General features: G+C 68.0%; 13 protein-coding genes. 9 read left to right on the top strand and 4 right to left on the bottom strand.

Going from position 1 to position 15227, the window contains the following annotated elements; all coding sequences use genetic code 11:
- Positions 1-320: 320 nt before the first annotated feature.
- From ACFOYU_RS02295 to ACFOYU_RS02280, 4 genes are all read right to left on the bottom strand, one after another.
- Entirely contained in the window at positions 321-632 is a 312-nt protein-coding gene (locus tag ACFOYU_RS02295) for a polyhydroxyalkanoic acid system family protein (RefSeq protein ID WP_226737653.1), read from the bottom strand.
- A 54-nt stretch (positions 633-686) separates the two neighbouring features.
- Complete coding sequence (locus ACFOYU_RS02290) at positions 687-992, bottom strand: hypothetical protein (RefSeq protein ID WP_226737655.1); 306 nt, start codon at positions 990-992, stop codon at positions 687-689.
- A gap of 84 nt (positions 993-1076) precedes the next feature.
- Positions 1077-1343, bottom strand: coding sequence for a hypothetical protein (locus tag ACFOYU_RS02285; RefSeq protein ID WP_226737657.1), 267 nt, complete (start codon positions 1341-1343; stop codon positions 1077-1079).
- 155 nt (positions 1344-1498) lie between these two features.
- Entirely contained in the window at positions 1499-1834 is a 336-nt protein-coding gene (locus ACFOYU_RS02280) for a septal ring lytic transglycosylase RlpA family protein (protein ID WP_226737939.1), read from the bottom strand.
- 374 nt (positions 1835-2208) lie between these two features.
- On the opposite strand from ACFOYU_RS02280, the gene crtI reads away from it, so the two are divergent.
- The 9 genes from crtI to ACFOYU_RS02235 all read left to right on the top strand — a co-directional run bounded on the left by crtI (position 2209) and on the right by ACFOYU_RS02235 (position 15220).
- Complete coding sequence (crtI, locus tag ACFOYU_RS02275) at positions 2209-3759, top strand: phytoene desaturase family protein (protein ID WP_377032260.1); 1551 nt, start codon at positions 2209-2211, stop codon at positions 3757-3759.
- Between the two features lie 10 nt (positions 3760-3769).
- The gene (locus tag ACFOYU_RS02270) at positions 3770-4174 is read left to right on the top strand and encodes a DUF2141 domain-containing protein (RefSeq protein WP_377032259.1); all 405 of its coding nucleotides are present in this window, start codon (positions 3770-3772) and stop codon (positions 4172-4174) included.
- Between the two features lie 234 nt (positions 4175-4408).
- Positions 4409-5944 (top strand): NAD(P)/FAD-dependent oxidoreductase, encoded by a 1536-nt coding sequence (locus tag ACFOYU_RS02265; RefSeq protein WP_226737663.1) that lies wholly within the window; start codon positions 4409-4411, stop codon positions 5942-5944.
- Between the two features lie 95 nt (positions 5945-6039).
- The gene (locus tag ACFOYU_RS02260; protein WP_377032488.1) at positions 6040-6780 is read left to right on the top strand and encodes a lysophospholipid acyltransferase family protein; all 741 of its coding nucleotides are present in this window, start codon (positions 6040-6042) and stop codon (positions 6778-6780) included.
- The gene (locus ACFOYU_RS02255; protein ID WP_377032487.1) at positions 6780-7883 is read left to right on the top strand and encodes a glycosyltransferase; all 1104 of its coding nucleotides are present in this window, start codon (positions 6780-6782) and stop codon (positions 7881-7883) included. Before ACFOYU_RS02260 ends, ACFOYU_RS02255 begins: the two co-directional genes overlap by 1 nt.
- 20 nt (positions 7884-7903) lie before the next feature.
- Positions 7904-9547: a squalene/phytoene synthase family protein gene (locus ACFOYU_RS02250; protein WP_377032258.1), complete on the top strand. Its 1644-nt coding sequence runs from the start codon at positions 7904-7906 to the stop codon at positions 9545-9547.
- The gene (locus ACFOYU_RS02245; protein WP_377032257.1) at positions 9544-10830 is read left to right on the top strand and encodes an FAD-dependent oxidoreductase; all 1287 of its coding nucleotides are present in this window, start codon (positions 9544-9546) and stop codon (positions 10828-10830) included. The genes ACFOYU_RS02250 and ACFOYU_RS02245 overlap by 4 nt, the downstream gene beginning before the upstream one ends.
- Positions 10827-11795, top strand: a complete 969-nt coding sequence (gene ispH / locus ACFOYU_RS02240; RefSeq protein WP_226737670.1) for a 4-hydroxy-3-methylbut-2-enyl diphosphate reductase — start codon at positions 10827-10829, stop codon at positions 11793-11795. Before ACFOYU_RS02245 ends, ispH begins: the two co-directional genes overlap by 4 nt.
- Before the next feature lie 74 nt (positions 11796-11869).
- Positions 11870-15220: a DEAD/DEAH box helicase gene (locus tag ACFOYU_RS02235; RefSeq protein ID WP_377032256.1), complete on the top strand. Its 3351-nt coding sequence runs from the start codon at positions 11870-11872 to the stop codon at positions 15218-15220.
- Positions 15221-15227: the final 7 nt, after the last annotated feature.

The raw sequence follows: 15227 nt of genomic DNA, 5'->3' as shown, positions 1-15227 counted from the left end.
AGATGTTGCGGGCGTTGCCAGACGAAATCCCAGCGAAGGTGAGAGAAGCAAACGAGGAGAGGCTTTTTTGACTCGGCCTTAAAAGGCGAACGAAGGGCATGCGACTGCGTTATCAAACGCTCATGCATAGCGCGATCCTCAGGTACAGATGTGTTGTCACGATCGGACAGAAAATACGGTCCGCGGCGATGAATGTGGCTAGTTTTGTGAATCGGACCAGCGAAGGGTCGCGGTCGCAATCGACTATCTAACGCAGAGGATGCAATTTGGTTCCATCTGCGCGCGGTCTTGTGAGCATCTGTTCACAAGAACAGAGTCGATCACTTCTTTTCCAGCATCAACGTGCCTTGTTTCTGGATAAAGTTCTTCGCTTTTTCAGCAACCATAGCCAAAAGCCACGGCAATTGGACTTCAACCTTCACCTGTTCTTCGAAAACCTGAAGATGACCGTTGATCGACTGCCCCATGGCGCCGACGCGAAAATCCATGCGGTCCCCGCTCCACGTTTCCTCCACGGAGGCGACCTTGTCCCCGAACTGCGACTTGAGGCGCGTCAGGCCTCCCTGCAGGCGTCGCATGGCTTCCGCTTTGCCGAGATTGTGGGGAATGGACACGACGAGAGGTTTCGACATCAGGCTTCTCCGTTCTTGCGATGACAAGCGAAGCGATGCCGTCCCGGTTCCTCGCTAGAGCATCTCGACCTTGAGGGCCCGTACGACGATGGTTTCCTGGTCGAACCGCCGCTCGAGCTCGGCCCTGTAGTCCTCCCACCAGGAATGATCGAGCTCGCGCGCCATGACCTCGAAAACGACGATGTCGTCGTGGGACGTGTGGCCGCCCTCCTTCCAGACGCCTTCCGCCGGCGCCCGGGTGAAGCTCGTGATGCCGCCGAACCGCTCCGCCAGCTCGGCGCGCACGCGCCCATAGGCGGCGCCGTCGAAGCGGCGGCCGTCGTTGTCCGCGAGGGGCAGGAGGAGTTGAACCAGATGCATCGCCGGGACCCTGAGCTTCGCCTGCCGAACACGAACCGGCAGGCGAAGGATGTTCTAGGGCCGATTGCGGCGAAGGCGAGGGTCTCAGGCCTGCTGGGCGGCGAAGAGGTCCCGGTCGGACGCCGGGAGGCTGTCGTCCACCATGTAGCGGCTGGTGAGCTTGGAAATGCGCCAGGGGCGCTCCGTCGAGGCGTGGATGGCCTCCGACGGACGGAGTCGCCGGGTGGTGCCGTCGGCCTGGACCTCGTCGATGACTACGAATCCGAAGATCGTCAGCCGGGTCGCCATGACCTTGGTGGCACGGTCGTCCGCCGCGATGGGCAGGGATCCGGCGGTGTAGACCGCATCCATGAGACTTCTCTGATCGCGGCGCGGCGAAGCCGACGAACGCGCTCCCGGAAAGCGAACGACATTCGTCGCTTCAGACGATCTCGATTCCATAATACGCAACCCCTGGTCCCGAATCAGGCCAAGGATCGCCGCAAGGGATTAAGAACCGCCTAACCCTAGTCGAGCCTGTGCAGGGAGACGTATCCGGTGCCCGCCGCCGTCAGGCCGAGCGCCTGGGCGGGGCCTTTCGCGAGGTCGATGATGCGCCGCCCCGCGAAGGGTCCCCGGTCGTTGATCCTGACGACCACGGAGCGGCCGTTCTTCTCGTTGACGACGCGGAGCCTGGTCCCGAAAGGCAGCGACCGGTGCGCTGCCGTCATGGCGGCGGAATTGAAGCGCTCGCCGCTTGCCGTGCGTCGGCCGTGAAAGCCCGGGCCGTACCACGAGGCGACGCCGCGCTGGAGTTGCCTTCCTGTCTCGAATTTGTCCTGTGAGATCGACCCGGTTGCCATGGGGTCCGTTGTGTTGCAGGCCGCCATGAAAAGAATAGGCATCACGCAGGATGCACGGGTGAGGATCTTCTTCAAGGATAGTCTCCCCTTGTATTGTGCTTGTCAGTCAAGCTGACGCATAACAAGGCAAGAATATGGCGCGGCGTTTTTCCCTTTGTATTCTATACTTTTTTGCCAACCGGATAATCTTACATATAGCCTTATTAGCTGCCAAGCTTGATTCTCAATAGCCTCGCGGGCGTTTTGTTCCATGCCGAGGGATTTTTTCCCGCCCGCTCCTGCAGCAGGAGGATCTGGTCGTCCGGAGAAGCTGATCTAATTGTGGTCAGACGGCCGGGCCCAGGAGCCACGCGCCGCATGAGGGCCGTCGCTTCATGTCCAATCCATCCGCATCGTCGCGCGTCGCCGTCGTCGGCGCAGGGCCAGGTGGTCTTGCGGCCGCCATGCTCCTCGCCAAGGAAGGCATCCCGGTCACGATCTTCGAGCGGGAGGCCGCCGTAGGGGGCCGCACCCGCACGATCACGGCGCCCGGCGGGTACAAATTCGATATCGGCCCGACCTTCTTCCTCTATCCGCGCATCCTCAAGAACATCTTCGAGGCCTGCGGCGAGCGGCTCGAGGATCATGTCGCGATGCAGCGCCTCGATCCTCAGTACCACCTGGTCTTCGAGGGCGGCGGCGAGATCCGCGCCACGGCCGATCTGACCCGCCTCGAACAGGAAATCGCCCGCCTCGCCCCGCAGGATGCAAGGAACGTCCGCCGGTTCCTGGAGGATAACCGGGGCAAGCTGGAAGCCTTCCGCCCGGTGCTGGAGCAGGCCTTTTCGAGCCCCGCCGACCTCGTTTCCCCGGCGATGATCGCCGCCCTGCCGAAGCTCCGTCCCTTCTCCAGCGTGGACAAGGACCTCCGGCGCTACTTTTCGGACCCGCGCGTCCGGCTCGCCTTCTCGTTCCAGACCAAATACCTGGGCATGTCGCCGTTCCAGTGCCCGAGCCTGTTCACGATCCTGTCGTTCCTGGAATACGAGCACGGGGTCTATCACCCTATCGGCGGCTGCGGCGCGGTGTCGGAGGGCATGGCGGCGGTCGCCCGCAAGATGGGCGTCGACATTCGCCTGAACACGCCGGTCGACCGCATCCTCTACGAGAACGGGGAGGCGGTCGGGATCGAGGCGGGAGGCGAGCGTGTCCCGGCGGGCTCCATCGTGGTGAACGGCGATTTCGGGCACGCCATGCGCCGCCTCGTGCCTGAAGCGATGCGCCCGCGCTGGCGCGACAGGAAGCTCGACCGTGCGAAGCTCTCGTGCTCAACCTTCATGCTCTATCTCGGCATCGAGGGCGGCGTCGGCGATCTGGCCCACCACACGATCCTGCTTTCGCGGGACTACGAGCGCAACATCCGCGAGATCACCGAGGGCACCCTGTCCGAGGAGCCCTCGGTCTATGTGCAGCATGGCGGCGCGACCGATCCGTCGCTCGCCCCCGAGGGGCACACCAGCCTCTACGTGCTGGTGCCCGTGCCCAACCTGCGCTGCGGCATCGATTGGGCTCGCGAGGCGCCGCGTTACCGGCGGATCGTGCTGGAGCGACTGAAACGCCTCGGGCTCGGCGACATCGAAAGCCGCATCCGCTTCGAGCGCATGGTGACCCCGACCCACTGGCAGGACGAGTTCGCCGTGTTCGAGGGCGCCACCTTCAATCTGGCGCACAACCTGACGCAGATGCTCTACTTCCGCCCGAACAACCGCTTCGGGCGCAATGTCTATCTGGTCGGAGGCGGCACCCACCCAGGCAGCGGCCTGCCGGTGATCTACGAGGGCGCCCGGATCACCACGCGACTGCTGCTGGAGGACCGGGAGCGCCGCCGCGCCGGCGACACCGGCCAGGAGCCCCTGCTCGCCCCTGTCGGCGAAGCCACCCTGTGAGGATGCGGCCATGCGGTCCCTCGGCCTTGCAGGACTTCTCGTGTTGGCCGGCACCGCCGCGCAGGCGGCGACCCTCGTGATCCGTGCGGAGGGCGTCACGCCGGACGGCAACAGGATCTATGCCGGCATCTGCGACAGGAGCTTCGAGGAGGCGACCTGTCCCTACAGGGCCAGCAGCCCCGCCTCGGCGGGGCGGGTCGAGCTGCGGGTGAGGAACGTGAAGCCCGGCTCCTATGCCATCGCGGTTTTCCATGACCGCAACGGCAATGCGAAGCTGGACCGCAGCTTCATCGGCCTGCCGGCCGAGCCCTACGGCTTCTCGAACGACGCAGGCCGGCGCGGGCGCCCCGATTTCGAGGCGGCCCGCATTCTCGTGCGGGAGCCCGCGACGACCGTGGTCGTTCCCGTTCGCTAGAGGCGCCATGCAGGACCACGCTTCCGCTCCTCCGTCGCATTCCCGGGTCGATCCGGCCCCCATGGGAGCGGGCTTTTCCTGCGGCGCTCGCGCGGCGCCCATCAATGACCCGTGCCTCGCCTTGAAGTGGGCCATGCCCTTCCTAGAACCAGAAGTCAGGAGCATGCCCCCATTCTCCGGGACCGATCGAACGAGCGGGCACGGCCGGACCAACGCCTTCCTTGGAGGACATTCGTGAGCAGTCAGGGGACTTCGGTAGCCGTCATCGGCGGCGGATTGGGGGGATTGGCGGCAGCCTGCGTGGCGGCCGCGCGCGGACACCGGGTCACCCTCTACGACAAGAATCCCTGGCTTGGCGGCAAGGCGGCGGTGCTGCACGAAGGCGGTTTCCGCTTCGATATGGGTCCGACCATCCTCACCGTTCCGCGCGTCCTGGAGCGCATCTTCGCCGAGGCCGGACGCAATCTCTCCGATTATCTCGACCTCGTGCGCCTGGACCCGCAATGGCGCTGCTTCTTCGACGACGGCTCGCGCATCGACCTGCTGGAGAACGTCGACGCCATGGCCGAGGCCATGGACCGTTTCGCGCCCGGCAAGAAGGCGGGCGACGGCTACCGGAGGTTCCAGGAGCTGTCCGAGAACCTCCATCACATCTCCAATCGCTTCTTCTTCTGGAAGCCGGTGGAGGACCTGTTCGACACGATCAACATCCGCGCCAACATGAATCCCGCCACCCTGCGGGACGTCCTGTCCCTGCGCATGGGGTCCTCCGTCGCCGGCACGATCCGCTCCAAGGTCAAGGACGACCGTCTCGCGCAGATGCTCGACCATTTCACGCAATATGTGGGCTCGTCTCCCTACGGATCGCCCGCGGTTCTGTGCGCCATCGCCCATATGCAGGCGGCCGAGGGCGTCTGGTATCCCATGGGCGGCACCCGCGCCGTGGCCGAGGCCCTGACGAAGCTCGCCGCCGAACTGGGTGCGACCTTCCGGCCCGACACGGATGTGCAATCCCTCCAGATCGAGAACGGCGCGGTGACGGGCCTCGTGACCGCGAACGGGGACGCGGTGGCCTATGACAGGGTCATCTCCAACATGGACTCGATCCGCACCTATCAGGAGCTCGTGGGCGGCGAGGTCGGCGTCCACTACGCCAAGAAGGACTTCGAGCCCGCCTGCTCCGGCGTCGTGCTCTATCTCGGCCTCGACCGGCGCTACGACCATCTGCTCCATCACGATTTCGTCTTCTCCCGCGATCCCGAGGAGGAGTTCGACTTCATCTATCGCAAGGGCGAGCCCGCGCCCGATCCCACCTGCTACATCGCGGCCCCCTCGGGCACGGACCCGAGCGTCGCGCCCGAGGGCGGCGAGGCGCTCTACGTGCTCGTTCACACCCCGTACCTGCGCCCCCATCACGACTGGTCGCAGATGTTCCCCGCCTACCGGCAGGTCATTCTCGACAAGCTGAAACGCGCCGCCGGCATGGAGGACATCGAGAGCCGCATCGTCGTCGAGCGCCACCTGACGCCGCAGGACATCCACGACCGCTACAAGGTGCTGAACGGTGCGATCTACGGCCTGGCGAGCCACGGCAAGTTCATGGGCGCGTTCAAGCCCGGCAACAGAAGCCGGCAGGTGAGCGGGCTCTACCTCGCGGGCGGCGCCGCCCATCCGGGCCCCGGCATGCCCATGGTGATGATGTCCGGCTGGATCGCCGCCGACGCGCTCGATGCGGATGTGAAAGGCGAGAACGTACGGAAAGTGTCTTGAGACAGGAAGCGGACCCAGCAGCCGGAAGACGAAGCCGGAACCGGCCCGCGGAGGCCTCTCCGGTGGCGCGCCGCTCCGCCGTCGTCCATCGCTTCATGCTCTCCTATTTCCGCCGCTATTTCACGCAGCACATGAACGCGCTGCGGATCGCCTCGTGGGGCAGTCCCGCGATGCCGCAGCAGGGCCCGGTCGTCGTCTATTCCAACCACCCGGCCTGGTGGGACGCGGCGGTTTACATCCTGGCCGCGGACCGTTTCCTCCCCGCCTACGAGAGCTACGCGCCCATCGATGCCGCCATGCTGCAGCAATACGGCGTCTTCAGCCGCATCGGAGCCTTCGGCGTGGACCTCGACACGCCGCGAGGCGCGGCGGCCTTTCTCAAGGCGAGCAAGGACATCCTCTCTTCCCATCGACGCGCGCTCTGGATCACTGCGCAGGGCCGCTTCAGCGATGTGCGGGAGCGCCCGCTCGGCCTCAGGCCCGGCGTGGCGCGCCTCGTCGAACTCGCCCCTGACTGCACCATCGTGCCGCTCGCCGTCGAATACGCCTTCTGGGCGGAACGCGGCGCCGAGGCCTTCATCGCTTTCGGGCCGCCGATGCAGGGACGCGATCTCGTCGGTCAGCCCCGCACCGCCCGCCTGGAACGTCTCGAGAGCACGCTTGCGGAAACGCTCGACCGTCTGAGCGCCGATGTCGAAAGCCGCGATCCGGACAGATTCCGGATCGTCCTCGAAGGCCGTTCCGGCATTGGCGGCATCTATGACGGCTGGCGTCGCGTGGCGGCGGCCCTGACCGGACGCAGATTCGATCCATCGCACGAGGGGCACCGTCCATGATGATTGCGCTCGGGCTCGTCCTGCTGGTGCTGGCCGCTTTCCCCGCCGTGCTGGCGTTCATGAACCTCGCCGTTCTGCAGGGCACCCCGAGGCATCGTCCCCAGGCGGATACCCTGGTCTCGATCATCGTTCCGGCGCGCAACGAGGCGACGAACATTGCGCCGGCCTTGGATTGCGCCCTGGCGAGCGTCGGAGTACCGGTCGAAGTTCTCGTGATCGACGACGGCTCCACCGATGCCACCGCCGAGATCGTGCGCGCCTATGCGGCGCGCGACGGACGCGTGCGGCTCCTCACGGCTCCTCCCCTGGAGGACGGCTGGACCGGAAAGGTCCATGCCTGCCATCACGCCGCGCTGGCCGCGCGCGGCACGCATTTCCTGTTCGCGGATGCGGATGTGCGCCTTGCGCCCAACGCGGCCGCGATCCTTGCCGGTCACGCCCAGGCCAGCGATGCGAAGCTGGTGAGCGCCGTGCCGCGCCAAATCATGAAGTCGCTCGGCGAATGGCTGATCGTGCCGACCATCAACTTCCTGATGCTCGGCTATCTTCCCATGGGATTCATGCGCCTCTCGCGGGATCCCGGCCTCGGCGCGGCCTGCGGCCAGCTCGTTCTTGTCGAGGCGCAGGCTTACCGCGCCGCGGGCGGGCACGAAGCGATCCGCTCCCTCATCCATGACGGCATCCAGCTCGCCCGCCTCTTCCGCCGGAAGGGCTACATGACCGATCTCCTGCCCGGCGACCGCCTCGCCTCCTGCCGGATGTACAAGAGCTTCCGCGAGGCCTGGGCGGGCTTCGCCAAGAATGCCCATGAGGGAATGGCGACACCCGTGGCCCTGCCGGTCTGGACCGTCCTTCTCTTCGGCGGCCATGTCCTGCCGTTCGTGCTTCTCGCCATCGCCCCTTCGGTTCCCATCGCGCTGGCGGCCTTCCTGTCCCTGGGCACTCGCGCCATCGTGACCGTGGCGACGCGCGAGAACCCATTGTCCATTCCCCTGCATCCTTTCACCATCCTGGTGGGTCTGGCGATCCAATGGAGCGTGCTCCTGCGGATCGGATCGGCACGCCGCGCCGGGTGGAAGGGCAGGCTCTATCCCGTAGGGTAACGCATATGGAGACGGCTCCCTTGCAAGCCACGAAGCGCCCGCAGGACGAGAACTTCCCGGTCGCCTCCCTCTTGCTCTCGCGCGAGCATCGCGGCGCGGTGCTGGCCTTCTACCGTTTCGCGCGCATGGCCGACGACATCGCCGATGCTCCAGACTTGTCCGCGCCCGAGAAGCTGATCCGGCTCGAGACTCTCGAACAGGCCCTGGTCTCGGGCGATGCCGCCTGTCCCGAAGCGGCGCGCCTGCACGCGGTGGACGGGCGCTACGGCACCGGCATCGCGGAGGCGCGCAGCCTTCTTCGCGCCTTCCGCCAGGACGTGGTCAAGGCGCGCTATCTCGACTGGTCGGAGCTCACATCCTACTGCACCTTGTCGGCCGAGCCCGTCGGGCGCTTCCTCCTGCGGCTGCACCGGGAATGCGAGGCGGCTCAAGGACCCGCAGACGCCCTCTGCACCGCGCTGCAGATCCTCAACCACCTTCAGGATTGCCGCGCCGACCGGGAGACCCTCAACCGCATCTATGTCCCGCTCGCGTGGCTCGACCGGGCGGGTGGCGAGACCGCCTTCTTCGAACCCTCGCGCGTATCCCGGCGCAGGGACGTTCTCGACGCCATGCTCGACCGGGTCGACGATCTGATCGACCGGGCGCGCGCCCTGCCCGAGCGGCTGCAGAACCGGCGCCTGCGCGCCCAGAGCATCGCGACGATCATTCTCGCGGAGCGCCTGAGCCGGCGGCTGCGCCAGCACGACCCTGTCCTGACCCGGGTCCGGATCGGCCGCATCGACGCCGCCCGGGCCTTCCTCGGCGGGTTCGGTGCGACGGGCGCTCGCCCCGCCACTTCGGATCCCCGCGTGACGGCGGCAGCCGTGATGCGTTCGGGCTCCTCCTTCCGGCTCGGCATGCAGAGCCTGTCGCAGGAGCGGCGGCGCGCCATCCATGCGGTCTACGCCTTCTGCCGCGCCGTCGACGACATTGCGGACGGCATCGCGCCGGCTTCGGAGAAGCGCCGCTTCCTGGCCGAGTGGCGCCGGGAGATCGACCGTCTCCACCGCGCGCCGCAGACGCCGATCGGACGGGAGCTGGCGCGGGCGTCGAGCCTCTACAAGCTGCCGGTGGAGGAATGCCATGCGCTCATCGACGGCATGGAGACCGATTGCGCCGACCGGGTCCGCCTTGCCGACGACCGCGCCCTGGACCAGTACGCGCGCCGCGTCGCCGGTTCGGTCGGGGCCCTGTCGATTCGCATCTTCGGAGCGCCGCGGGCGCACGACTTCGCCGTACAGCTCGGGCGTACGCTGCAGCTCGTGAACATCCTGCGCGACGTGGACGAGGATGCGGCGCGCGAGCGCGTCTACATTCCCCTCTCGCGCCTCGCCCAGCTGGGCATGACCGACGCGCCGGCTGCCGTGCTCGTGGCGGATCCGCGTTTCGCCCGCGTCTGCGAGACCCTTGCCGCCGATGCGCGAGCGGCCTTCGCGGCAGCGGACGAGGCTCTCACACGGCTCGACCGCTCCAGCCTCAAGCCGGCGATCCTGATGATGGAAAGCTATCGGCGCATCCTGGACCGTCTCGAGGTCCGCGGCTGGGGCACGCGGACCGGCAAGCTTCAGCTGACGGCCACGGACAGACTGCAGCTCTTCACCCGAGCCATGAGGGCAGCATGATGGCAAGGCGCACGCATATCGTCGGCGCGGGACTGGCGGGCCTGAGCGCGGCCCTCGCGGCGACGGCGGAAGGCGGGGAGGCATTTCTGTACGAAGCCGCGCCCCAGGCGGGCGGGCGCTGCAGGACGATCCAGCCCGGGGCCGGATTCTGCCACGACAACGGCACCCATGTTCTCTTCGCGGCCAACCGGCGCGCCCTCGCCTTCCTGGACGCCGTCAAGGCCAGGCATCGCTGGATCGAGCCCGAGCCCGGGGGCCTTCCGATCCACAGCGCGAGAAGCGGGCGGACGCGGCGCATCGGCCTTTCTCCCTGGTCGTGGCTGAACCCGGCGCGTCGGCCCGAGGGCCTCGGGCTTTTCGACCTCGGATGCCTCCTTCGCCTCGCCTTCTCGTCGGCGGACAGGCCCGTGGCCGACCTGATCGGGGAACGGCCGATCCTCGAGAACCTGATCGAGCCCCTCACGGTCGCTGTGCTCAACACACCGGCGGCGGATGCCTCCTCCCAGCGTCTCGGCTGCGCCATCCGGCGCCTGCTTCGTCCGGGGTCGGGCAGGCTCCTCGTCGCGCGCCATGGACTGAACGAAGACCTCGTCGAGCCCGCCCTTCGCACCCTGACGAAGCGTGGCGTGCCTCTCCTCACGGGGCAGCGCCTGCGGGCGGTCCTGACCAACAACAACCGCGCCATCGGTCTGGCCCTGAGCGACCGGACCGTCGCCCTGGGGCCGGAAGACCAGGTGATCCTGGCGCTGCCGCCATGGGAGATCGCACGGCTCATGCCCGAGCTCCCCGTTCCCGACCGGTTCGAGCCGATCCTCAACATTCACTACCGCCTGTGCGGCCTCGACCGGCCGCGCTTCATCGGCTTCACCGGCACGCTGGCCCAATGGGTGCTGGTGCGGGACGACCATGTGAGCGTCACGGTCTCGGCGGCGGCCTCCGTGATCGACCGGGACGGCCAGGAGGTGGCGGCCCTCATCTGGCGGGAGATCGCCCCGACCTTGCGCGTGTTCGGTCTCGAGGCGGATGCGGACCGCCAGCCGGAGGCGCGGGTCGTGAAGGAGAAGCGCGCCACGATCCGGCAGGCGGCGAGCCCCCTTCCCCAGCCGCCCCTGCTCCCGCTTTCGAACGTCGCCCTGGCGGGCGACTGGATCGGCTCCCTGCCGGCCACCATCGAGAGCGCCGTCACGGCCGGCGAGCAGGCGGTGGCCGCGCTCGGCCATGCCCGGAGAACGCGCCTGCCGGCGTCGCTTCCCCATTCGCTCAAGGTGGAGGACGCCGCATGACCGGCGATCACGCGCCCCTGACCGTCCTGCTGCCGACGCCGCGCGGGTTCTGCGCCGGTGTCGAACGGGCGATCCAGAGTGTCGAGGATGCGCTCGCCCGAACGGGCAAGCCCGTCTATGTCCGGCACGAGATCGTCCATAACGGACGCGTGGTGGACGATCTCAGGAAAAAGGGCGCCGTCTTCGTCGACGACCTGTCCGACATCCCCGACGGCGCCGTCGCGATCTTCAGCGCCCACGGGGTCCCGGAGGCGGTGGAGCGCGAGGCGGCACGGCGAAACCTCTCGGTGCTCGACGCCACATGTCCGCTCGTCCGTCGCGTCCATCTGGAAGGACAGCGTCACGCGCGGGCCGGGCGCGAGGTGATCGTCATCGGCCATCGCCAGCATGTGGAGGTCGAGGGCACGCTCGGCCGCATCGACGGCACGGTCCACGTGGTGGCCACGGTGGCGGAAGCGTTGACGGTGCAGGTCGCCGACGCGGAGCGTGTCGCCTACATCACCCAGACCACTCTGTCCGTGGACGATACGCGCGAGATCATCGCGGCCCTCAAGACCCGCTTCCCCGCCATCCAGGGGCCCGACACCAAGACGATCTGCTACGCGACGCAGAACCGGCAGATGGCCGTGCGGGTCATCGCCAAGCGGGCGGAGCGCGTCATCGTCTGCGGCGCGCGCAACTCGTCGAACAGCAACCGCCTGTGCGAGGTTGCGGAGAGCGAGGGCCGGCCTGCCCTCCTCCTTCAGGATCCGCGCGACCTGACGCTGTCCTTCATCGACGGGGTGGCGGTGATCGGCCTCACCGCAGGTGCTTCGGCACCCGAGGAGCTGGTGCAGGAAGCCCTGGCTCAGCTCACCCGCTGGCGGCGCGTCATCGTGGAGGAGGTGCGCGTGACGGAGGAAGGAACGCGCTTCGCCCCGGTCGATCTCTCGCAGATCGTGCCGTGGCTCGCGAACGCATCCTGATCCGGCGCCTGCGGCACTATCGAGGTTGAACAGGAGGAGCCTCCGCGAGTTGTCCCGTGCAACGCGGAGAGACCATGGCGCCCCGGACCCTGAAACAAGCGAGCCGCTCGTCGGCGCCGACCTTCCGGACGATCGAAACCGCAGGACGACTGGGCGAGAGCGCCCTCGCGATCCTGCGGCAGGCCCGGACCAGCCCATCGGGAATGCTGATCGTCGCCGCAAGCGAACGCAGGGCCGCGGATCTCGTCAGAGTTCTCGCCGTCCTCGCGCCCGATCTGCCCACGATGCTCTTTCCGCGCTGGGACTGCCTTCCCTACGACCGCGCCCCGCCATCCCGGCGCGTGATGGGCCGCCGCCTCGCCATCCTCAAGGCGCTCGCGGAGGATCGGAAGACCGCGCCCATTCTCGTCACCACGCCGCTGGGCGTGCTCCAGCGCGTGCCTCCCCGAACCGAGCTTGCCCGGGCAGAGCTCGTCCTGAGACCGGGCGATGACCTGTCGCACGAGCGCATCGAGGAAGGGCTCCGGCGCCTCGGCTACATCCTCGACGAGCGCGTGGACGAGCCTGGGGAAGCGGCCCTGCGCGGACAGGTTCTCGATATCTACCCGGCCGGCACGGAAACCCCGGTCCGGGTGGAGCACGACGAGGGCCGCATCGTCGCCCTGCGCCCGTTCGATGCCGCGAGCCAGCTCGCCGAAGGCGAGATGCCGGAGCTGCGGCTGCTTCCTGCCTCCGAGCACTTCGCGACGGGAGGGGGAGAAGCAGACTTTCCCGCCCCTGGCTCGGAGCACCGGCTTGCGGAGTTCTTCGAGCGCCTCGACGATCTGCCGACGCTTCTTCCAGATGCGTCGGTGTTCCTCGACGCGGGAGCCGAGGCACGCATCGCCGCCGCATGGGAACAGATCCGGGACGCCCATGAGAGCCGCACGAAGCTGCGGCCCGAACGGGCGGAAGGCGGGAGATCTCTCGCCCCCGACCGCCTGTACCTGACCGAACAGGAATGGGCGGCGTATCTCGACGCCGCTTCCGTGACGCGGCTGTCCGAAAATCCCGACGATCCGGACCTCGCGCCGCCCCCGGTCTTCGCCACCCACGCGCGACCGTTCCGCCGCTTCGCCGATTTCGTGCTGGATGAGCTCGATCAGGACCGCAGGGTCGTTCTGGCGGGCGCGGGCGAAGCGGATCTGCGCCCGCTTCTGAGGGCGCTCGCGGACGACGCCGATACGCCGGTCGAGACCGTGAAGGACTGGTCGGCCGTGGAGGCGGCGCCCGGACGCGTTCTGGCGCTGGCGCTCCCCCTCGACCAAGGCTTCCGGGACAGGGAGAGCGGAACCGTCGCGATCGCCGCGGCCGACGTGATCGGCAGCCGCGCCCGTGCCGCCATCGAACAGGGCATCCGCCCCACCGACATCGCCGGCACCGAGCTCGAATTCCGCCTCGGCGACGTGGTCGTTCACCGGGATCACGGGCTCGGCGTCCTCACCGGCCTCGAAAGCGTCCTGGCCGACGGCACGGCGGCCGACCTCCTGCGCCTGTCCTACGCCGACGAGGCGACCCTGATGGTGCCGGTCGACGAGATGGACCGGGTCTGGCGCTACGGCGCCTCGGCCGAGGCCGTCACTCTCGACCGGATCGACGGGGATGCCTGGGCCAAGAGGCGGGCGAAGGTGGAGGCGGAAATCGCCGAAAGCGCGGCCCGGCTCATTACGGCGGTCCAGGCGCGCAACGAGGCGGAGGCGCCGAAACTCGTGCCGCCGCGAGCCTCCTACGAACGCTTCGCGGCCCGTTTCCCGTTCTCGGAAACGCCGGACCAGACCACCGCGATTGCCGCCATCCTGACGGATCTCGCCTCGGGACGCCCCATGAACCGGCTCGTCTGCGGCGATGTCGGCTTCGGCAAGACCGAGGTCGCCCTGCGCGCCGCCGCCGCCGCGGCGCTGGCCGGCAAGCAGGTCGCCGTCGTCGCACCCACCACGGTGCTGGTGCGCCAGCACGTGAAGACCTTCGAGCGGCGCTTCGAGGGCCTCGGCATCAGGGTCGGCCACCTGTCGCGCCTCGTCAGCCCTGGGGACGCGAAGGCCGTGAAGGCAGGGATCGCCGACGGGACGATCCGCATCGTGGTCGGCACCCATGCGCTTTCGGGCAGAGGCGTCCGCTTCGCCGATCTCGGGCTCGTGGTGATCGACGAGGAGCAGCGTTTCGGCGCCGCCCAGAAGACGAAGCTTCGGAACCTCGCGCAGGACATTCATCTCCTCACCCTCACCGCCACGCCGATCCCGCGCACCCTGCAGGCGGCCCTCGTCGGGTTGCAGGATCTCAGCGTCATCGCGACGCCGCCCTCGCAGCGCCAGCCGATCCGCACCTTCCTCATTCCGTTCGACGAGACGACGGTGCGGGAGGCGCTGCTCCGGGAGCAGCGCCGGGGCGGACAGAGCTTCTTCGTGTGCCCGCGCATCGAGGACATCGAACCCCTCTCGCGAAGGCTGGCGGAGATCGTTCCGGAACTCGAAACCGTCGTCATTCACGGCGGGATGCCGCCTGCGGAGATCGACGACGCCATGGTCCGCTTCGCAGACGGAGGAGGGGACGTCCTGCTGGCGACCAACATCATCGAAAGCGGGCTCGACGTGCCCTGCGCGAACACGATGCTGATCTGGCACCCGGACCGGTTCGGGCTGGCCCAGCTTCACCAGCTTAGGGGCCGGGTCGGCCGCAGCCGCGTGCGGGGCATCGCCTATCTTCTGACCGATCCGGCCCGTCCCCTCGCACGCTCCACGCGCAAGCGGTTGGAGACGCTCGAAAGCCTCGACCGTCTGGGCGCAGGCTTCGCGATCAGCGCCCGCGATCTCGACCAGCGCGGGGCCGGCGACCTCTTCGGGGAGGATCAGGCAGGGCACATGAAGCTGATCGGCGTGTCGCTCTATCAGCATCTCCTGTCCAAGGCCCTGGCCGGGGCCCGTGGCGAAAACGGCGCGGACGAGGCTCCGCCGGAACTGAACATCGACGCCCCGGGCCATGTCCCCGAAGATTACGTCCCCGAGGTCGAGGTTCGCATCAACCTCTATGCACGCCTGGCACGGCTGGAGGACGAGGACGAGGTCGACGCTCTCGAGGACGAGATCCGGAACCGGTTCGGCCCGCCGCCGGCGGCGGTCGAGCGGCTCGTCGCACTGGCCCGTCTGCGGGAGCAGTGCCGCGACCGTGCGGTGGCGCGGATCGATGCCGGCCCCCAGGCGATTGCCCTGACCTTCGGCGACAAGGCGGACCGGAACACGATTAATCGCGCCATCGCCAAGTCGAACGGCGCGCTGGAATGGCGCAACGACCGTCTCGTCTGGACCCGTTCCGCCGACTCGCCGGAGGAGCGGCTCGTCCAGGCCACGAAGCTGCTGCGCTTCCTCGCGAGGGCCGAACGCCCACGCTGACGGAGGT

The sequence above is a fragment of the Microvirga sp. GCM10011540 genome, from assembly GCF_042650665.1.
Lineage (GTDB): Bacteria > Pseudomonadota > Alphaproteobacteria > Rhizobiales > Beijerinckiaceae > Microvirga > Microvirga lenta.
Note: the sequence above shows the minus strand (reverse complement) of the source record. Positions and strands in the feature narration are given on the sequence as shown.